Consider the following 17,891-nt stretch of genomic DNA (forward strand, 5'->3'; position numbering starts at 1 on the left):
ACATATGGCGCGTCGGCTTGCCGAAGCCGGACATAAGGTGCGGGCTTTCGATCCCAACGCGCCGGCCGTCGCCAAGCTTGCCCCGGCTGGCGTGGAAGCTGCCGCAAGCCCCAAGGCCGCTGCCGCTGGAGCCGATTTTATTCTGGCGAGCCTCCCTTCTCCAGTGGTCCTGACGGCGGCCGTAACCGGTGAGGACGGGATCCTCGCCGCTGCGAAGAAGGGCGCGACTGTGGTCGATTTCAGTACGGTAGACCCCGCAACCACCAAGGCGGTCGCTGCGATCTGCGACAAAGCCGGGATCAACTATCTCGATGCGCCCGTCAGCGGCGGCGTCGCCGGCGCAGAAAATGGCAAGCTCCTGATCATGATCGGGGGCGACCAGACCGTGCTGGATGCGACGCGCCCTGTGCTTGAGACGCTGGCTGGCAAGATCATTCATTGCGGCCCGGTCGGTTCCGGACAACTTATGAAGTTGAGCCACAACCTGTTGACCGCGATCAACACGGTAGCACTCGGCGAGGTGCTGGCAGCTAGCGTGAAGTCCGGCGCGAAGCTCGACGTGTTGCTCGAGGTTCTCGGCGGAGGTCTCGCCGGCAGCAAGATGCTGGATTGGCTCGGCAAGACGCTCTTTACGCAGGAGCGGCCAGCCTTCTTCGCGCTCGACCTGATGCACAAGGACATCTCGCTCGCACTCGACGAGTTCACGGCTTCACCGATGTATCTCGGGCAGCTCGTTCGCCAGATCTACAATACCGCCCGCGCGGACGGTCTGGGCGGAAAGGATTCCACTAGCGTCTCGGAGGTCTACGAGCGACTGCTCAAGGTCACTCTCCGTCAGCCCGCAGCATGATTTCGAAGAACAGGAACGAACAAATGAGAGCGCAACTCGCCACCACCAGCTACGATTCCGAACTGACGTTGCCCCGCTCCGGGCTGCTTGGCAACTTCATCGGTGGAAAGTGGATCAAGCCGGTCTCGGGCCGCACGATGGCAGTCGAGAATCCCTGCCGACGCGACACCATCGCCATGGTCGGGGCTGCGGACAAGCAAGACGTCGATGCCGCAGTCGCGGCGGCCAAGGCGGCCTTTCCGAACTGGCGCCGCATGGCGGCACGAGCCCGCGGCGCGCTTTTGACTGAACTCGGCAATCGCGTATCGGCGCATGCCGAAGAGATCGCCAAGGTCCTCGCGGCCGAAACGGGTAACGCGCTGCGCACGCAAAGCCGACCTGAGGTCGCGAGCACTGCCGAGGTCCTGCGCTACTACGGCGGCGTGGTATCCGAGCAGAAGGGCGAGACGTTGCCGCTCGGCCCGGGGATATTCAGCTACACTACGCGAGAGCCGCTTGGTGTCGTCGGCGCGATCATCCCCTGGAATTCGCCCCTCGTACTCGCAGCCGTGAAGATCGGCATGGCGCTCGCCACCGGTAACACGCTGGTTCTGAAGCCTGCCGAGGACGCGCCGCTAGCGGTCATCAAGGTCGCGGAACTTGCAGCCGACATGTTCCCGGCCGGCGTCTTCAATGTCGTCACGGGAACGGGCACCGAGGCCGGTGCGCCGCTTTCGAACCATCCCGACGTGTCGAAGATCTCGTTCACAGGCTCGGTCGAGGTGGGAAAGCTCGTGGCGCATGCCGCCGCCGACCGCATTGCGAAGGTCACCCTTGAGCTCGGCGGCAAGAGCCCCTGCGTCGTCTATCCAGATGCGGCGACGCCGGAGCAACTCGATACCTGCGCGACAAACGTCATCAATGCCATGCGCTTCGCGCGCCAAGGGCAGTCCTGCACGGCGGGCTCGCGGCTCTTCATCCACCGGGACGTGTTCGAGCCGGTGGTTGCAAAGGTTGTCGAGAAGCTGAAGGCCATGAAAGTCGGCGACGCGCTCGACGAGGCCTCCGACATCGGCGCGATCATCAACGCCGAGCGCTACGGAGAGGTTTGCGCTTTTATCCGCGAGGCCGTCGATCGTGGCGCGAAGGTGGAGATCGGTCAGGTCCCAGCTCCCGCTAACGACACCGACGGCTTCATGCCGGGCCCCGTCGTGCTGACGGGTGTCGACAATAGCTGGCGTGTTGTGCGCGAGGAGGTCTTCGGGCCTGTCCTGGTTGCGATCCCCTGGACGAACGAAGACGAGATGATCGGCTGGGCGAACGACACCCATTACGGTCTCGCTGCCTACATCTTCACGAACGACATCACCACTGCCCTGCGCGCAGCGGAGCGAATCGATGCTGGCTGGCTCCAGATCAACCGTGCCGGCGGTCAGATCCCAGGCATGTCCTACGGCGGTGCCAAACAGAGCGGCATCGGCGCCGAATATTCTATCGAAGGGGCCCTCGAGAGCTACACCTATCGCAAGAGCGTGACCGTCACGGTGTGAGCCGAGAGACAGGCCAAGAGGTCTCCATCGTTATGCTCTTAACGGAAGACTCCACAGGTCCGGACCCTCTTCTGGCCACGGCGGGCGAGCGGTTCGATCGCCTGATGACGATTGAATCCCGTCCTCTCGCGGGCGGGCTTCCACCGGGTCTCGTCGTTCCGATGTACGAGATCTGCCGTCGTCATCACGGCGAGCCGTTGTCTACGTTGGCAACCAGAGCCCTGATGTCGCGCGTCGCCTACGGCGACCACGTCATCGTGGCGACGGGCGCCGGCGTTCCGCCTAAACTCCCGCAGGGCGAGACCGACGGACCGCCAGGCGCCGCTGTCCTTGCACGGGCTATGGCCCTCGGTCTTGGCGCCCAGGTCACGATCGTCTCGGAAGAGGCTCATTCTAAGCCAGTGGAAGCTTGCGCTGCGCTCGTTGGATCCTTCAGGGCAAGGCCGATCAAGGTGGAGACTATCCCGCCTCATTCCAAGTATGGGCCCAAGGCCGTCGAGGCGCTGCTGGCACGACACCAGCCATCGGCAATCGTCTTCGTCGAGCTCGATGGCCCCAACCCGGATGGTTTTTTCCACGGCGTCCGCGGCGACCGTCGCCCTGCCGGCACGATGGCGCACCTCCATTTGCTCGCAGAGGCCGGACACGCGGCGAAGCGGTTGACGATAGGAATTGGCGACGGCGGTAACGAGGTCGGCTTCGGCGCGGTGCGGACGGCGCTTGCCGCTTTTCATCCAAATGGCTTCGTTGTCACGGCGGTCGAGACGGACGTGATCGTCAGCGCTGCAATATCGAACTGGGGCGCTTACGCCGTTTGCGCCGGACTTGCTGTCGGGCTTGGCAGTCCTGACCTGCTACACGACGAAACTCTCGAAGGGGAGCTGATCAGAGCCTGCGTTAAGGCCGGCGCTCGTGATGGCGCGACGGCAAGCACCGAACCCCTCGTTGATGGTGTCTCTGAGAGCGGTCATCGGGGTTTTGTCAGTCTGCTCCAAAGCATCGTTGCAAGTTCGTCAAGCGAGCTTGGTCCGGATTCGTCGTCGCGTCAGCGATCTCGCGAGGTGACCCAATGACGCCGAGCTACGACCCCGCTGTTGGGCCCGACTTCGTCGGTCTTGTACCGGGCTTGAAGCATCGAGAATGCCTCGCCTGGCGTATTCGCGCGGCAAGACGCTTTCGCCGAACGCTTCTGACAAGAACGCCCATTTCATCGCGCGTCGCTGGTCACCTTGGCTCCCTGGTTGTCCGCATCGCCAAGTCACACTGGTTCTAGGAGAAGATGATGACAGCCGTCGCCTCGGAGTCGAAAACGCAATCCCCGAAGCCCACAGATAGCTTCGGTAATCCCATCGATCCCATTGTCGGCTTTGCGCGTGGTACCATCATCCGATCCAGTGTCGACGAAGCGCGTCGCCTTCGTCAGGGGCAGGTCGTAGCGGCCAATCGTGTCCGCAGGCTCGGCCCGCATTCCATCGGCGTGTTCACAGGAAATCAGCGAGACTTTCCGCTCAAGGCGGAAGATCTCGCGACACTTTGCGAGGAATGGGTTGGCCCGGGCCTCTTCGCCGAAGACCTCCGAGAAGTCGCGATCAATCACCTTGGTGGTGAGGACGGGGATGGCGTCGCTGTATTCAACCGCACCAGCGCGGGAATCATTGCTACCATCGTCGCTCATGCCGGCGACAGCCCCGTGATTTCGATCGTCCCTCCGGGTGGGCGATCGCACGCTTCGGTGATCCGAGGCTGTTCCATCGCTCGGGTGGAACTCGTCGAAATCGGGGGCGATCGCGACTGGCAGGCAGCTCTGACCAAGGCGAAACCCAACCTCGTCGTCGTCACCACCGTAACGAGCGCCCTCGAGCTTCTGGACGACACCGTGACCTCGGCTGTCGTCAAAGCCACTCACGCGGTCGGCGCCATTGCGTTCGTGGACGACGCTTATGGCGCCCGTCTGCGTCCTGTGCTCCATGGCGGTAAGCCGGGCCTCGCCCTCGGCGCCGATCTCGCGATTACCAATTGCGACAAGGCGGGTCTCGCCGGACCGCGCGCAGGCGTCCTTGCCGGCCGCCCCAATCTTGTCACGGCGGCGTCAGCGAAGGGCGCTGAATTTGGGATGGAGGCACGCGCGCCGATCGCCGCTGGCGCCATGCGGTCTCTCCAGGCTTTTCGGCCTGAGGACCTGCGGGAGGAGGCTCGCTCCGGACAGGCGCTCGCTGTCGCACTCGCCGAGAAGCTGGGTCGCGACCTCGTGGTTGTCAGCGATCTCGGACCAATGGTCGACGAGCAAGATGTGCTCGCCGTTGTCCTGCGGCGCGCCGGCCGTTCCGCCGAAGGCCTCGGGCTCGTTCCTTGCGAGGTCTCCTCTGCGCTCGGTATGGTCCTCCTGCGCGACGCTGGAATCCTCACGGTCAACACCCACGGACAGCCTGGGGCGCGTGTGTCGCTGCGCCTGAAGCCGACACTCGACGCGATCGGGAGAGTTGGCGGCCAGGATGCCGTCGTCGCCGCCGTCGATACTGCACTCGATCATCTCGCCTCGCGCATCGACGATGTCTCCGCAATCTCACAGCTCGTTCTCGGAGACCAGACATGAGCAACGCCAACACTGCCTTTGCGGGCATGGATGACCGGCTCGACCGACTGGTCAATCTCGATCTCGGGGGCCGAGGCGTCGAACATCTTTACGAGGCGGCTCGCGCGCGGCAAGGCGGTGCCTTGTGCGGCGCGGCCGCCGAGGCGCTCGCCGCTATCCCGGTGGGGGCGACGGTCGTGGTGACGACGGGCTCCGTCTCGCGGGCCTGGATTTCGCCCACTATCGGCGAGAACGACGGGCCTGCCGGCGCCGCCGCGGTCGTGCGAGCGCTTGCCCTATCCAAGCGAGCGACCTGTGTCGTTGTCGCGGAGGAGACCCTGCTCGACGGCACCGCCAAGATCCTTACCAGCGCCGGCCTGTCGGTGCTCCCCTACGAGCAGGCGCGGATTGCGAGCGGCGACGGAAGCCTCGCGGTCGCCAGCACGCGCTCCTTTCCCGTGACGGACGCCGAGGCGAAGGCCGCCTCCGCCGCCTTGCTCGATGAATTCAAGCCTGCCTTGGTCTTCTCAACGGAGCGGGTCGGCCGTAACGCCGACGGCATCTATTGCTCGATGCGCGGTATCGACTACGGCATGGGGCGGGCCCGGATTGACTACTTGTTCGACGAGGCGCTCGCCCGCGGGATTCCTAGCGTCTGCGTGGGCGACGGGGGCAATGAGATAGGCATGGGGGTCGTCGCCGACGCCGTGCGGCGCCATGTGAAGTTCGGCGACGCGCGGCCGGAAGGCGGTGCCGGCATCGGAGCGGTGACTGGCACCGATGTCCTAGTCACCGCAGCCTGTTCGAACTGGGGTTGCTACGCCATCCTGGGGGCGCTTGCGGCCCGTCTGAAGAGGCCCGACCTCCTCCATGCGCCAAAAATGGAAGAACACCTGCTGCGTCGCGGTGTCGACATCGGCTTGATCAACTCGGTCGGTAACGTCGTCGATGCTGACGTCGATGGGATTCCTCTCCAGACGCATGTCGCGATGACCGACCTGATCTCCGCGGTCGTTCGACCAGCGTTGCGCTGAGAACAGAGAGGCGCCCAGTGTCAACCGAACCGATTGCACCCTTCCTCGATCTGCGTGGCATACGCGTTTCGTACGGATCAAACGAGGTTCTGAAGGGCGTCGATCTCTCGGTTCGTCAAGACGAGGTCGTCGTCATCATTGGCCCGAGCGGCAGCGGCAAGAGCTCGCTCCTGCGAACGGTTAACATGCTTCAGCCGGTCGTCGGCGGTGAGATCGTGCTGGAAGGCCAGGACTTGCTCTCCGGCAAGCAGGACGTGAATAAGGTCCGCCAGCGCGTGGGAATGGTGTTCCAGCACTACAACCTGTTTCCGCATCTCGCCGTTTTGAAGAATCTCACCTTGGTTCCGCGTCGCGTCTTGAAGGAGCCGACTGCGGAATCGGAAGCGCGCGCCCGAGAGTTGCTCGCGAAGGTCGGTTTGGCAGACAAGGAGAGCAGTTATCCCGACCAGCTTTCGGGAGGCCAGCAGCAGCGTGTCGCGATTGCCCGAGCCCTAATGATGCGCCCTCACGTGATGTTGTTCGATGAGGTCACATCGGCGCTCGATCCTCAGCTCGTACGCGAGGTCTTGAACGTCATGAAGGATCTCGCGCGCTCCGGCATGACTATGCTTGTCGTGACGCACGAAATGAGTTTCGCGCGAGAGGTCGGCGACACACTCGTATTTATGGCCGACGGTGTGGTCGTTGAGAAAGGGCATCCGGCCGACGTCCTCGATCGACCAGGTCACGACCGCACGCGCCAATTCCTGTCGCACACTGACGTCTGACCTACTTTTTTCGCCATACCAAGATCAACAGGAAAGCGGAGATTATGAACATGCTGAAATGCCTAGCCGCGATCGCGGCCCTGTCATTTTCGATAGTGGCGTTGCCGGCCATCGCGCAGTCGAAGGTGGACGTGCCGCTGCCCACGGACCTCGCCACGCCAAAGGTTCTGACGATCGGCATCAATTGCCAGTATCCGCCTGCAGGCTATGTCGGGCTCGATGGAAAGCCTGCCGACTTTGAGTATGGGCTCGTCAAGCGCATCGCCGAATTTGCCTTCGGCACCGAAGCCGGTCTCCAGACCCAATGTATGAACGACAGCAACCGTATCCCGTTCTTGCAGTCCAGCAAGGTCGACCTCGTGCTCGCCTCGCTTGCCAGAACTCCGGCGCGCGCCGAGCAAATCGACTTCTCGGATCCGATCTGGTTGAGCAATCTCCAGCTCGTTGTGAAGAAGGAATCTCCCATCAACAACTACGCCGACCTCGCCGGTCGCACGGTCGTGACGCCGACAGGGAGCACCTACCAGACCTGGTTACAGAAGTGTCATCCGAAGGCGAACCTGATCACGGCCCAAAGCCCGGCCGATTCCTCCACGATGCTGATCCAGGGGCGTGCTGACGCCTTCGCCTATATCGACGTCTACGACTACAACTTCGTGCAGAACAACAAAAACTTCAAAGTCGTTGGCGAACTCGCTTCACCTGCGATCCAGGGTATTGGCGTCAAGAAGGGCAATGCGGCCATGCTTGCCTGGATCAACGCAGTGATCGCCAAGATGCGCGAAGAAGATGCCTTCTACAAAGCCTTCGCCGAAGAAGTCAGGGATCCGACGATGGTCGCGAAGTATCGCAATGTCGTCCCGGGACCGAAGGTCAAGCTCGACTATGCCGGCGTCGATCCCATGGAGTGCAAATCTTGAGGGTCCCGGCAGCGCGATAGCGTCCCAATTCGGCTTGGGCGGAGGTGCGGATCGTGCAGAACGATCTCATGAAAGAGGTAACTGAGCTGCTAGCGGGCCTCGGCAACAGCCTCCTCATCAGCGCGATCGGCATCGCGCTCGGAATTGGGATCGGGCTCGTGCTCGGGGCAATACGCTATGCACGGATTCCCATCACCAACATTGCAATCGTTGGATTCGTAAATGCATTCCGCTGCACGCCGCTCCTCGTACAGATATTCCTTCTGTTCTACGCGCTACCCGACATAGGCATCCGTCTGACGCCGTTCGAGACTTCCTGGCTAGCGCTCGCATTGTGGGGCGGTGCTTATCAAACGGAGGTCTTCAGGGCCGCATTCGAAGCTGTGCCGAAAGGCGAAGTGACGGCAGCTCGCGCTCTCGGCTTGCCGGCGTTCCAGACCTTTCTTGACATCACACTCCCGATCGCGTTGCGCGTCGCGATCACCGGAACAACAACCACGGCGATAGAGCTGGCCCCGGTTGTTTGGACAGCGCCCCGCTGGATTTAAGTGGATTCCTGCCGGGTTATGCTGAACGCGGGGCTTTACGGTTTTGTCGTTGCGTCGGGAGGGCGTAGCCCGACCAGAGCGACGACAAAACCGTCGGCGACGGTCATGCGGCCATCACCATAGCTTGCGTGCCGAAGTAAGCCTCGTCGGGCGTGCGCCCGTCAAGGCTCGAGTGAGGGCGTCCCTGATTGTAGAAGGCCAGATACTTGGCAATTGACGCTCGCGCCTCGGACACGCTGTCGTAGGCGCGGAGATATACTTCTTCGTATTTGACCGTGCGCCAGAGCCGCTCGACAAACACGTTGTCGCGCCAGGCGCCCTTGCCGTCCATGCTGATGGCGATCTTCGCGTCCAGCAGCACATCGGTGAACTCGAGGCTGGTGAACTGGCTGCCCTGATCCGTGTTGAAAATCTCGGGCCTGCCGTGCTTCGCCAACGCCTCCTGGACCGCTTCGACGCAGAAGGCCGCCTCCATTGTGATCGAGACGCGATGGGCCAGGACCCGTCGGCTGAACACATCGACGACCGCCGCGAGATAGACGAAGCCACGCCGCATCGGAATGTAGGTGATGTCCATTGCCCACGCATGGTCGGGCCGCTCGATCTTCAATCCGCGCAACAGGTACGGGTAGATCTTGTGACCCGGAGCCGGCTTGCTCGTGTTCGGGCGACGATAGACCGCCTCGATCCCCATGCGCTTCATCAGCGTCGCGATGTGGCGGCGACCGGCGTATACGCCCTCCCGCCGCAGCAACGATCGCAGCATACGCGCTCCCGCGAAGGGATAATCGAGATGCAGCTCATCGAGCCGACGCATCAAGGCAAGGTCCTCGGCCGAAACTGGCCGAGGTTCATAGTAGACCGTGCTGCGAGCCAGCTTCAGGACCTTCGCCTGGCGCACGATAGAAAGATCATGATCGCGGTCGATCATCGCTTTGCGCTCAGCAGGCCCGCCTTGGTGAGCGCGCCGGACAAAAAATCGTTTTCCAACGCCAGCTCGCCGATCTTGGCATGTAACGCCTTCAAATCGACCGGCGTCTCGGCCGATGTCTTGTCATGCCCAAACACGCCGGCGGCGCCTTCCAGGAGCTGGTTTTTCCAGATCGTGATCTGGTTCGGATGAACATCAAACAGTTGCGCCAGCTCCGCCAGTGTCTTGTCGCCTTTGACCGCAGCCAAAGCAACCTTCGCCTTGAATGCCGGAGAATGCGTCCGGCGGCTCTTCTTCGTCATCTTCGCTCCTGATTCGCAGCAAGAATCCTCGCCGCTGTCAGGCAGAAAATCCACTCAAGCTACATAGAGCTGGCCCCGGTTGTTTGGACAGCGCCCCGCTGGATTTAAGTGGATTCCTGCCGGGTTATGCTGAACGCGGGGCTTTACGGTTTTGTCGTTGCGTCGGGAGGGCGTAGCCCGACCAGAGCGACGACAAAACCGTCGGCGACGGTCATGCGGCCATCACCATAGCTTGCGTGCCGAAGTAAGCCTCGTCGGGCGTGCGCCCGTCAAGGCTCGAGTGAGGGCGTCCCTGATTGTAGAAGGCCAGATACTTGGCAATTGACGCTCGCGCCTCGGACACGCTGTCGTAGGCGCGGAGATATACTTCTTCGTATTTGACCGTGCGCCAGAGCCGCTCGACAAACACGTTGTCGCGCCAGGCGCCCTTGCCGTCCATGCTGATGGCGATCTTCGCGTCCAGCAGCACATCGGTGAACTCGAGGCTGGTGAACTGGCTGCCCTGATCCGTGTTGAAAATCTCGGGCCTGCCGTGCTTCGCCAACGCCTCCTGGACCGCTTCGACGCAGAAGGCCGCCTCCATTGTGATCGAGACGCGATGGGCCAGGACCCGTCGGCTGAACACATCGACGACCGCCGCGAGATAGACGAAGCCACGCCGCATCGGAATGTAGGTGATGTCCATTGCCCACGCATGGTCGGGCCGCTCGATCTTCAATCCGCGCAACAGGTACGGGTAGATCTTGTGACCCGGAGCCGGCTTGCTCGTGTTCGGGCGACGATAGACCGCCTCGATCCCCATGCGCTTCATCAGCGTCGCGATGTGGCGGCGACCGGCGTATACGCCCTCCCGCCGCAGCAACGATCGCAGCATACGCGCTCCCGCGAAGGGATAATCGAGATGCAGCTCATCGAGCCGACGCATCAAGGCAAGGTCCTCGGCCGAAACTGGCCGAGGTTCATAGTAGACCGTGCTGCGAGCCAGCTTCAGGACCTTCGCCTGGCGCACGATAGAAAGATCATGATCGCGGTCGATCATCGCTTTGCGCTCAGCAGGCCCGCCTTGGTGAGCGCGCCGGACAAAAAATCGTTTTCCAACGCCAGCTCGCCGATCTTGGCATGTAACGCCTTCAAATCGACCGGCGTCTCGGCCGATGTCTTGTCATGCCCAAACACGCCGGCGGCGCCTTCCAGGAGCTGGTTTTTCCAGATCGTGATCTGGTTCGGATGAACATCAAACAGTTGCGCCAGCTCCGCCAGTGTCTTGTCGCCTTTGACCGCAGCCAAAGCAACCTTCGCCTTGAATGCCGGAGAATGCGTCCGGCGGCTCTTCTTCGTCATCTTCGCTCCTGATTCGCAGCAAGAATCCTCGCCGCTGTCAGGCAGAAAATCCACTCAAGCTACTGTCCGAATTTGCGGGGCCAGCTCTGATCACGCAGTTCAGGTCGTCCTCCTTCATGATCGTCGTCGGCTATCAGGAATTGACCTATGTCGCCAACCGGATCGTGTCAGATACGTTTAAAGTGTTTGAGACCTTCGGCATCGCTTGTCTCATGTACCTGCTGGTGTGCAGCATCCTAAGCGCTTTGTCTCGTACGTTCGAGCGCAGGCTCGCGATTCCGGGGCTGGGAGTAGTTAAATGAACAACTGGGTTTGGCCTGTCACCCTTTACCTTGGTAAGGGCCTTTTGGTTACTTTGTGGATCTCGCTGCTCACCGTCATTTTGGCGACAATGCTTGGTCTCCTGATCGCGGCGCTGTCGCAAAGCACGCTCACGTTCGCGCGCTTTGTCGGACGGCTTTACGTTGAGTTGTTCCGCGGCGTGCCGTCGCTTATGATACTCCTCTTCGTGTTCTTTGCCCTTCCGCAAATTGGTCTCCGCACGGGCCCACTCACGGCCGCAATAATCGGATTGGGGCTCTGGGGCGGGGCGAACATCGGTGAGGTCTTTCGAGGCGCCTTGGATTCAATTCCACATCGCCAAGAGCAGGGCGCCCGAGCGCTTGGCTTGAGCGCAACGGAAGCGCTTGTGTTCGTCATTTTGCCACAAGCATTTCGGCGTGCGTTGCCGCCCTACGTCGGGCAACTCACCGTTCTCGTCCAGGCGAGTGCACTGACGTCCGTTGTCGGCGTGTCGGATCTCTTGGGATCGGCGCGTCAAATGATAGAAAGACTAGCGTATGTCGGAACCGGAGACTCACACGCCATCGAGATCTATCTGGGCGTGCTGAGCATATTCTTTGTGATCTGCTACGCGTTGAGCGGGCTGGCCAGTATGATCGAACGCTGTCTTCGAGACTGAAAACAATTCCTAGTCGATCGAAACCTTCTAGGGAAAGGCAATTGCGCCGTTTGAGCGAACCCGCTCGACTCCATCGAGCGCTTTGCGCGGAGACATGTTCTAGGGTCCAGACTCAATTGAGCCAATATGCGACGAGAGCGGCGAGATGAACAGCGGCCAAAAAATTACGGGCGAGCTTGTCATATCGCGTGGCGATGCGCCGGAAGTCCTTGAGCCTGCAAAAGCAGCGTTCGATGACATTTCGTCCTTTGTAGGCGCGTTTGTTGAAGCGATGGATGACGACACGGTTAGATTTATTGGGGATTACGGGCTTGGCGCCACGACGAATGATTTCGCCGCGAAGCTTGTCGCCATCATACCCTTTGTCGGCGAGGAGCACGCTCATGGGTGGCGCGAGCGCCAGGACATCGGGAGCCGCAGCGATATCGGCATCCTGGCCTGGAGTCAGATGCAGGACGACCGGCCGGCAGAGCGGATCGCTCAGCGCATGGATTTTTGTCGTGCGGCCTCCGCGCGAGCGGCCGATTGCTTGATTGTGCTCCCCCCTTTTCCGCCGGAGGCACACCGGTGAGCTTTAATCGAGGTCGAGTCGAGCGACAGTACGACGCCGTCTTCGCCAGGCTTGGCCAGCGCTTCGAAGATTGCGCACCATCGTCCTCGCTTGGCCCAGCGATTGAAGCGATTGTAGATCGTCGTGTAAGGGCCGTATTCACGTGGACAATCACGCCATCGTGCACCCGATTGCAGCATGTGAATGATGCCGCTGACGATGCGTCGGTCGTCGTCCCGATCCGGCCCCGTCAGTCCCCTCGGCAGATGCGGTTCGATACGCGCCCATTGCCTGTCGTTCAGCCAAAACAAACCAGCGCGCATTCTCTCGCCTCCGAATCAACACGTAGGCAAGAGAATCACGTGGCGCTATTTAGGTACAGACCCTAGTTCAAGCAAAGCCCAAACTGCACCGAGAGCGCGCCCACGCCAGTCAGATCATCGCCTAAAAAGCGGCCGTGCGGACGGCCAGAGTCGAATCCTCTTGGTCTGGACTCGCATCATCATACCGGACGGCAACTCGATCGTGCTGGAGCGCCAGCCGGGCGCCGACAGTGGTGGTTATGCCGGACTCGAGGACGATGTCGACAACCACTGGGGCATGCTATTCAAGGCCGCCGTTCTCTCGACCATGCTCAGCGTCGGAGCGGAGGCGGCACGAGCCAAATGAGAACAACCTCGTTCAAGCGATCCGTAGCGGTGCGTCCATCAGCATCAGCCAGACCGGCCAATTGGTCGTGCAGCGTCAGCTCAACATCCAGCCGACGCTGACCATCCGGCCAGGTTTCCCGGTCCGCGTGATCGGCACGCGCGATTTGGTGCTGGCGCCCTACAGCAATGGAGGAACGCCATGACGAAGCTCAAGCTTGGGCCGCTTGAAGACGACAAGCCAGTCAAGCTCACGACCGAGCTGCCGGCGGCGGTCTTTAGGGATCTCAGAAGCGACGCCGAGATCCTGACGCATAGCGTAGGTCTGATGACGCGGACCGAGCCTGCTAAACTGATTGCGCCGATGATCGAGCGTCGCATGGCGACCGACCGCGCCTTCGCGAAAGCACGGCGAAATACACTCAGCTCGCACCTCGGTCATAGCGTTCACGACGCAGGTCAAGAAACGGACGCAACGATGGATTGCCGTTAGCTTGCCGCCAGTAAGCGCGAAAGCTGAGCACAGGGTTTGCCGGTTCGGGAAGGCAAGGCGTCCAGCCATAAGATGTATTGGCCGAACAATTCGGTCGTCAAATCGGCCGGCGCCTGAACCCTGCCGCTATCGGCGAGAAAGCGGGCAAAGAACTTCAGTGCTTTCCAGCATTGGTGACGCGTGCTAGGTGACGACGATGCATGATGCCCCCGGAACGCCTCGGCATAGGGAGCAACAAATTCGGCTGGAAGATTGGGTTGCCCGAGGTCGAACCGCTGCGCCGGTTCGCCCCACGCATCCCGGAACGGCATCGTCAAGTTAATCGACCGCCGAGCCGAAGGCGGCGATTCTCAGAGGTCGAGATTCGGCGATAGCGCTTGTCATGAAGATCTCGCGCCAAGTCGCAAAGGCTCGCTCGCGCGAAGCACGACGGAAGTCGGCGGTGGCGGCTCCGGCATAGGGGATGTGGAAAAGGTTCGCGACCTGATCGTGAACTGACAGAAAGCGTTGAGCCTGATGGGACGATTTGAAACGCTTCATGATCCGCTCGCGTCGCCGCGTCGGCTGATGAGAATTCTCGGCCCGATTGTTGAGAGCTTTGTGCTGGCGATGTTCGACGTGAAAGCCCATCTTCGCCCTCGCAGCGCCGTACGAACGCAGCTTATCCGTGATCATCACGCGCGGCGGCGTGCCGGCGGATTTCAAGAGCTTCTTCATGAGAAGCTGCGCAGGAGCTATGGCTGATTTTGGGTGACGCGGCCTGATCAGGCGGCGTGGCTTTCAGTGTTCGGAATGACTTCGATTCCGTCGATGAACTTTACACCGGCGATGACTTTCGGCAACTGGTTCGTGCTCTTCAATCGCCGCCAGGTCTTCGATGCGGCGTCGATGAGCTTGAACACCATCAGCTTCGCGGTTTGTTGCGACAGCGATCCCTTGGTCCGCACCGTTCGGTGGCGCACCGTGGCGAAGACGCTCTCGATCGGGTTCGAGCTGCGTAGGTGGATCCAGTGCTCAGCAGGGAAGTCGAAGAAGGCGAGCAGCGCATGGCGATCCTTGATCAGGCACTCCACCGCACGTCCGTATTTGACGTGGTATTTCTCGACGAAGACGTCGATCGCGGTTTCAGCTTCGGCCCGGTGTGGGGCCAGATAGATGTTCCGCAGGTCGTTCTTCATGGGGCCCTGCACGGATTTGGCGACCTTGTCGAGTACGTTGCTCACTTTATGGCACCAGCATCGTTGGTGCCGCGTGCCGGGAAAGGCCTCGTCCAGTGCCTTCCAGAAGCCGAGGGCGCCGTCGCCGATGGCGAGTTGCGGGGCAATCCGTAACCCGCGTTGCCGCAGGTCGATCAGGAGTTCGCGCCAGCTCTGCGCGCTCTCGCGCACGCCGACCTGGAAGCCGATCAGCTCCTTCTTGCCTTCCGGCGTGGTGCCAATCAGCACCAGCATGCATTCGCTGTGATCTTCCATGCGGGCCTGCAGGTACACGCCATCGGCCCAGATGTAGACATAGCGACGCGCCGACAGATCGCGTCTCTGCCAGCGTTCGTACTCGACCTGCCAATCGGCCTTCAGGCCGGCGATCACCGAAGGCGACAGGTTCGGCGCATCCTTGCCGAGCAGCGCCGAGAGCGCCTCCTGGAAGTCGCCGGTCGAGATGCCGCGCAAATAGAGGACCGGGATCAAGGCATCCAGGCTCTTCGTCCGCCGCGCCCATAGCGGCAGGATTGCCGAACTGAAGCGGAGGCGGTCGCCTGGCCCGCTCGCTCCGCGGTCGCGGACCTTGGGACGAGCGACCTCCACCGGACCGATGCCGGTCGCAATCTCGCGCACCGGACCGTGCCCATGTCGGACCAGGCGCGCTCGACCGTCGGGCAGCGTCAGATTGGCCGTGCTGGCCAGAAACGCGCCAACCTCGATCTCGATCGCCCTGGCAAGCAGGTCCCGCGCGCCGGCTCGAACGATATCGGTCAGTGGATCATCAACCGCGGACGGCTGACGGAAAGCAAGAACATTGGTAGTCTCGGTCATGGCGTATCGCTCTCCTCGAGAGGTTCTGGCAGGCTCGTCACCCGCCTCGATACGCCGCCTTCCTCACACCGTCATCACCCAGATTCCGCCATAGCTCGCTGCGCAGCGCGCGAGTCTCTTCGGCGCTGGATCAAGACGTCGAGAACGAAGCCATTCTGGTCGACAGCGCGCCAGAGCCAATGTTGTTCGCCCGCGATCGAGATAACGACCTCGTCCAGATGCCATTTGTCACCGCGGGCGGGGAGCTATGCGGGATTTTGGGTGACGAGGCGATCAGGCGGCGTGGTTTTCCGGCACTTGGATGACCTCGATGCCGTTTTCGAATCTGACACCTGCGACGACCTTCGGCAACTGATTTGTGCCTTTCAGCCGCCGCCAGGTCTTTGATGCGGCGCAGAGCAGCTTGAACACCATCAACTTGGCAGTCGTTGACGATAACGAACCTTTCGTGCGCACCGTTCTGTGCCGGACCGTCGCGAACACGCTTTCGATGGGATTCGTCGTCCGCAAGTGGTCCCAATGCTCGGCGGGGAATTCGTAGAACGCAAGCATTGCGTCGCGATCTTTCGTCAGGCACTCGACCGCCTTGTCGTACTTCGCTCCGTATTTCTCGGCAAAGACATCGATCGCCACTTCGGCCGAAGCTCGGTTGGACGCCAAATAGACCTCGCGCAGGTCCTTCTTCATGCTGGCCTGTACCGACACTGCGACTTTGTTCAAGATATTCGCGGTTTTGTGCACCCAGCACCGCTGATGTCGCGTGGCGGGAAAGACCTCGTCGAGCGCCTTCCAGAAGCCGAGCGCGCCGTCACCGACGGCGATTTCCGGGGCGATCTTCAGCCCTCGGGTTTTCGCCTCGACGAGCAGTTCGTGCCAGCTCTGCGTGCTCTCGCGCACGCCGACCTGGAAGCCGATGAGTTCCTTCTTGCCTTCCGGCGTCGCGCCGATCAGCACCAGCATGCATTCGCTGTGGTCTTCCATGCGAGCCTGCAGGAAGACGCCGTCCGCCCACACGTATACGTACCGGCGCGCCGACAGATCGCGCTTCTGCCAACGCTCGTACTCGAGCTGCCACTCCGTCGTCAGTCTGGAAACCACCGCCGGAGAAAGATTCGGCGCATCCTTGCCCAAGAGCGCCGCCAGCGCCTCCTGGAAGTCGCCCGTCGAGATGCCTCGCAGGTACAGAACCGGCAAAAGTGCATCCAAGCTCTTCGTGCGCCGTGCCCACAACGGCAGGATCGCCGAGGTGAAGCGGATCCGCTCGCCATCGCTGGTCACCGCGCGATCGCGAATCTTTACCCGGGCGACTTCGACGGCGCCGATCCCCGTCTGGATCGTCCGCACTGGACCATGGCCGTGTCGCACGAGGCGGTCGCGGCCATCGGGAAGCTTCAAGCCCTTCATCGCGGCGAGAAACGCCTCGGCTTCCATCTCGACAGCCTGCGCAAGCAGCTGCCGAGCTCCAGATCGCAAAATATTCGTCAGTGGATCGTCGATCTCATCGGGCTGACGCAGTGGGACAATGTTGCTATGCTCGTTCATGGCGTATCGCTCTCCTTGAGGTTCTGGCAGGCTCGACACCCGCCTCGATACGCCGCCTATCTCATTCCGTCATCACCCAGTTTCCCGCATAGCTCCGGGCGGGAGCGCGCTGGCGGATCCGATCGGAGAACAGCTTGCCGAATTTCCGTCCCCACTGGCGCACGGTTTCATAGGTCACGCCAATGCCACGCGCCGCCAGGATTTCCTCGACCATCCGCAAGCTTAAGGGAAACCGGAAATACAACCAAACGGCATAGCTGATCACTTCCGGTGGGAAGCGACGGCGGCGATAAAGAGGGGCCCGGGCGGTCGGCATGCCGGTCGTCTACCCCATCGGCCACCCCTATTCGTTAACTTGACGGTGCCGGTTGGGAGTGAGCCTACAAGCTTTGGCAGGCGACCAACTCAACGAGTTAAGGTATTCTGGGGCAAACTCGGTCGCAGATCACCGCGCAAAGCCGGGACACCGACCAGATCAAGGAGATCACTGATGGCCCACAAGAAACTGGTCAATCAGAGCGGGTTGTTGCTTACAGTGTTACTCATCACGCGTGTTGGCTCGGAGCCCAACCAGTCCGTGACGACGCGCGGCAGCAGCTGGGATAACGTGCTAAACACACATGACACGCTGGCCTTTAGCGGAGCGGACGGCCTGAACGTGGTGGGCTCGAATACGTAACCGCGGTCCACGGCGCTACGACCACCGACTCTCTACGGCCTGAACGCCGCCGGCAGTTTGATGGAAGCTCCCGTCGGCGACTAACGCGTCCCGGAAATCCGACGCTTTGTCGTGCTGAACATCGTCACCTTTCTGTGATCACTTCCAGACAGTGCGTCGCGCCGCCAGTTAAGCCTGTGGTCAGGCATAGGC

Annotated in this window: 18 protein-coding genes and 4 pseudogenes; 13 read left to right on the forward strand and 9 right to left on the reverse strand. The window is 61.5% G+C overall.

Features of this window, described 5'->3' with window-relative positions:
* The 8 genes from ABIF91_RS00005 to ABIF91_RS00040 form a co-directional block, all read left to right on the forward strand.
* Window positions 1-850, forward strand: an 850-nt coding sequence (locus ABIF91_RS00005) for an NAD(P)-dependent oxidoreductase (RefSeq protein ID WP_424578647.1), incomplete at its 5' end; no start/stop codon positions are given.
* 23 nt (window positions 851-873) lie between these two features.
* Window positions 874-2,379 (forward strand): aldehyde dehydrogenase family protein, encoded by a 1,506-nt coding sequence (locus ABIF91_RS00010; protein ID WP_245285563.1) that lies wholly within the window; start codon window positions 874-876, stop codon window positions 2,377-2,379.
* Between the two features lie 104 nt (window positions 2,380-2,483).
* Entirely contained in the window at window positions 2,484-3,452 is a 969-nt protein-coding gene (locus ABIF91_RS00015; RefSeq protein ID WP_157783820.1) for a glutamate cyclase domain-containing protein, read from the forward strand.
* Window positions 3,453-3,658: 206 nt separating this feature from the next.
* On the forward strand, window positions 3,659-4,972 hold the full coding sequence (locus tag ABIF91_RS00020; RefSeq protein ID WP_028181942.1) for a hypothetical protein: 1,314 nt from the start codon (window positions 3,659-3,661) through the stop codon (window positions 4,970-4,972).
* Entirely contained in the window at window positions 4,969-5,985 is a 1,017-nt protein-coding gene (locus ABIF91_RS00025) for a glutamate cyclase domain-containing protein (protein WP_028181943.1), read from the forward strand. The genes ABIF91_RS00020 and ABIF91_RS00025 overlap by 4 nt, the downstream gene beginning before the upstream one ends.
* Before the next feature lie 17 nt (window positions 5,986-6,002).
* Complete coding sequence (locus ABIF91_RS00030) at window positions 6,003-6,752, forward strand: amino acid ABC transporter ATP-binding protein (protein WP_028181944.1); 750 nt, start codon at window positions 6,003-6,005, stop codon at window positions 6,750-6,752.
* Between the two features lie 44 nt (window positions 6,753-6,796).
* Window positions 6,797-7,672, forward strand: a complete 876-nt coding sequence (locus tag ABIF91_RS00035) for a transporter substrate-binding domain-containing protein (protein WP_028181945.1) — start codon at window positions 6,797-6,799, stop codon at window positions 7,670-7,672.
* A gap of 53 nt (window positions 7,673-7,725) precedes the next feature.
* Window positions 7,726-8,220 (forward strand): ABC transporter permease subunit, encoded by a 495-nt coding sequence (locus ABIF91_RS00040; protein ID WP_424578648.1) that lies wholly within the window; start codon window positions 7,726-7,728, stop codon window positions 8,218-8,220.
* 103 nt (window positions 8,221-8,323) lie between these two features.
* Here the strand turns inward: ABIF91_RS00040 and ABIF91_RS00045 are convergent.
* Window positions 8,324-9,453, reverse strand: a protein-coding gene (locus tag ABIF91_RS00045) for an IS3-like element ISRj2 family transposase (RefSeq protein ID WP_129557670.1) whose coding sequence is annotated in 2 segments (ribosomal slippage) — window positions 8,324-9,201 and window positions 9,201-9,453 — 1,131 coding nt in all. Because the reading frame shifts where the segments join, the coding sequence is not laid out codon by codon here.
* A 211-nt stretch (window positions 9,454-9,664) separates the two neighbouring features.
* A protein-coding gene (locus tag ABIF91_RS00050; RefSeq protein ID WP_129557670.1) for an IS3-like element ISRj2 family transposase occupies window positions 9,665-10,794 on the reverse strand; the annotation gives its coding sequence in 2 pieces (ribosomal slippage) (window positions 9,665-10,542 and window positions 10,542-10,794; 1,131 coding nt in all).
* A 116-nt stretch (window positions 10,795-10,910) separates the two neighbouring features.
* Between ABIF91_RS00050 and ABIF91_RS00055 the strand changes: the two genes are divergently transcribed.
* Entirely contained in the window at window positions 10,911-11,096 is a 186-nt protein-coding gene (locus tag ABIF91_RS00055; protein ID WP_424578649.1) for a hypothetical protein, read from the forward strand.
* Window positions 11,093-11,755 carry an amino acid ABC transporter permease gene (locus ABIF91_RS00060; RefSeq protein WP_424578650.1) on the forward strand — a complete coding sequence of 221 codons (663 nt, stop codon included), beginning with the start codon at window positions 11,093-11,095 and terminating at the stop codon, window positions 11,753-11,755. The genes ABIF91_RS00055 and ABIF91_RS00060 overlap by 4 nt, the downstream gene beginning before the upstream one ends.
* A 112-nt stretch (window positions 11,756-11,867) precedes the next feature.
* Here ABIF91_RS00060 and ABIF91_RS00065 read toward each other — a convergent pair.
* A protein-coding gene (locus ABIF91_RS00065) for an IS5 family transposase (RefSeq protein ID WP_110115998.1) occupies window positions 11,868-12,628 on the reverse strand; the annotation gives its coding sequence in 2 pieces (ribosomal slippage) (window positions 11,868-12,289 and window positions 12,289-12,628; 762 coding nt in all).
* A gap of 127 nt (window positions 12,629-12,755) precedes the next feature.
* Between ABIF91_RS00065 and ABIF91_RS00070 the strand changes: the two are divergent.
* Together ABIF91_RS00070 and ABIF91_RS00075 are read left to right on the forward strand one after the other, a co-directional pair.
* Window positions 12,756-13,158, forward strand: a pseudogene (locus ABIF91_RS00070) (TrbI/VirB10 family protein); the annotation flags it as partial.
* Window positions 13,155-13,445: a DUF2274 domain-containing protein gene (locus ABIF91_RS00075; protein WP_284278564.1), complete on the forward strand. Its 291-nt coding sequence runs from the start codon at window positions 13,155-13,157 to the stop codon at window positions 13,443-13,445. The pseudogene ABIF91_RS00070 and the gene ABIF91_RS00075, both read left to right, overlap by 4 nt.
* On the opposite strand, the gene ABIF91_RS00080 is transcribed toward ABIF91_RS00075, so the two are convergent.
* From ABIF91_RS00080 to ABIF91_RS00105, 6 genes and pseudogenes are all read right to left on the reverse strand, one after another.
* On the reverse strand, window positions 13,442-13,756 hold the full coding sequence (locus ABIF91_RS00080; protein ID WP_011084497.1) for a hypothetical protein: 315 nt from the start codon (window positions 13,754-13,756) through the stop codon (window positions 13,442-13,444). The genes ABIF91_RS00075 and ABIF91_RS00080 overlap by 4 nt on opposite strands.
* A gap of 7 nt (window positions 13,757-13,763) precedes the next feature.
* Window positions 13,764-14,174, reverse strand: a pseudogene (locus tag ABIF91_RS00085) (DDE-type integrase/transposase/recombinase); the annotation flags it as partial.
* A 35-nt stretch (window positions 14,175-14,209) separates the two neighbouring features.
* Window positions 14,210-15,478, reverse strand: coding sequence for an IS256 family transposase (locus ABIF91_RS00090; RefSeq protein WP_038952271.1), 1,269 nt, complete (start codon window positions 15,476-15,478; stop codon window positions 14,210-14,212).
* Window positions 15,479-15,567: 89 nt separating this feature from the next.
* A pseudogene (locus ABIF91_RS00095) lies at window positions 15,568-15,720 on the reverse strand (DDE-type integrase/transposase/recombinase); the annotation flags it as partial.
* A 31-nt stretch (window positions 15,721-15,751) separates the two neighbouring features.
* Window positions 15,752-17,020, reverse strand: coding sequence for an IS256 family transposase (locus ABIF91_RS00100; protein ID WP_424578651.1), 1,269 nt, complete (start codon window positions 17,018-17,020; stop codon window positions 15,752-15,754).
* 94 nt (window positions 17,021-17,114) lie between these two features.
* A pseudogene (locus tag ABIF91_RS00105) lies at window positions 17,115-17,336 on the reverse strand (IS6 family transposase); the annotation flags it as partial.
* Between the two features lie 174 nt (window positions 17,337-17,510).
* On the opposite strand from ABIF91_RS00105, the gene ABIF91_RS00110 reads away from it, so the two are divergent.
* Window positions 17,511-17,699 carry a hypothetical protein gene (locus ABIF91_RS00110; protein WP_014498007.1) on the forward strand — a complete coding sequence of 63 codons (189 nt, stop codon included), beginning with the start codon at window positions 17,511-17,513 and terminating at the stop codon, window positions 17,697-17,699.
* The last annotated feature ends 192 nt before the right edge of the window (window positions 17,700-17,891 follow it).

This window comes from Bradyrhizobium sp. USDA 241, assembly GCF_049739505.1.
Taxonomy (GTDB): domain Bacteria; phylum Pseudomonadota; class Alphaproteobacteria; order Rhizobiales; family Xanthobacteraceae; genus Bradyrhizobium; species Bradyrhizobium liaoningense.

Coding starts and splice junctions, on each gene's coding strand:
- ABIF91_RS00080 (WP_011084497.1), bottom strand. CDS start 13,756: ATGCCGTTCCGGGATGCGTGGGGCGAACCGGCGCAGCGGTTCGACCTC.
- ABIF91_RS00110 (WP_014498007.1), top strand. CDS start 17,511: ATGGCCCACAAGAAACTGGTCAATCAGAGCGGGTTGTTGCTTACAGTG.
- ABIF91_RS00015 (WP_157783820.1), top strand. CDS start 2,484: ATGACGATTGAATCCCGTCCTCTCGCGGGCGGGCTTCCACCGGGTCTC.
- ABIF91_RS00010 (WP_245285563.1), top strand. CDS start 874: ATGAGAGCGCAACTCGCCACCACCAGCTACGATTCCGAACTGACGTTG.
- ABIF91_RS00025 (WP_028181943.1), top strand. CDS start 4,969: ATGAGCAACGCCAACACTGCCTTTGCGGGCATGGATGACCGGCTCGAC.
- ABIF91_RS00055 (WP_424578649.1), top strand. CDS start 10,911: ATGATCGTCGTCGGCTATCAGGAATTGACCTATGTCGCCAACCGGATC.
- ABIF91_RS00020 (WP_028181942.1), top strand. CDS start 3,659: ATGATGACAGCCGTCGCCTCGGAGTCGAAAACGCAATCCCCGAAGCCC.
- ABIF91_RS00090 (WP_038952271.1), bottom strand. CDS start 15,478: ATGACCGAGACTACCAATGTTCTTGCTTTCCGTCAGCCGTCCGCGGTT.
- ABIF91_RS00100 (WP_424578651.1), bottom strand. CDS start 17,020: ATGAACGAGCATAGCAACATTGTCCCACTGCGTCAGCCCGATGAGATC.
- ABIF91_RS00035 (WP_028181945.1), top strand. CDS start 6,797: ATGAACATGCTGAAATGCCTAGCCGCGATCGCGGCCCTGTCATTTTCG.
- ABIF91_RS00075 (WP_284278564.1), top strand. CDS start 13,155: ATGACGAAGCTCAAGCTTGGGCCGCTTGAAGACGACAAGCCAGTCAAG.
- ABIF91_RS00060 (WP_424578650.1), top strand. CDS start 11,093: ATGAACAACTGGGTTTGGCCTGTCACCCTTTACCTTGGTAAGGGCCTT.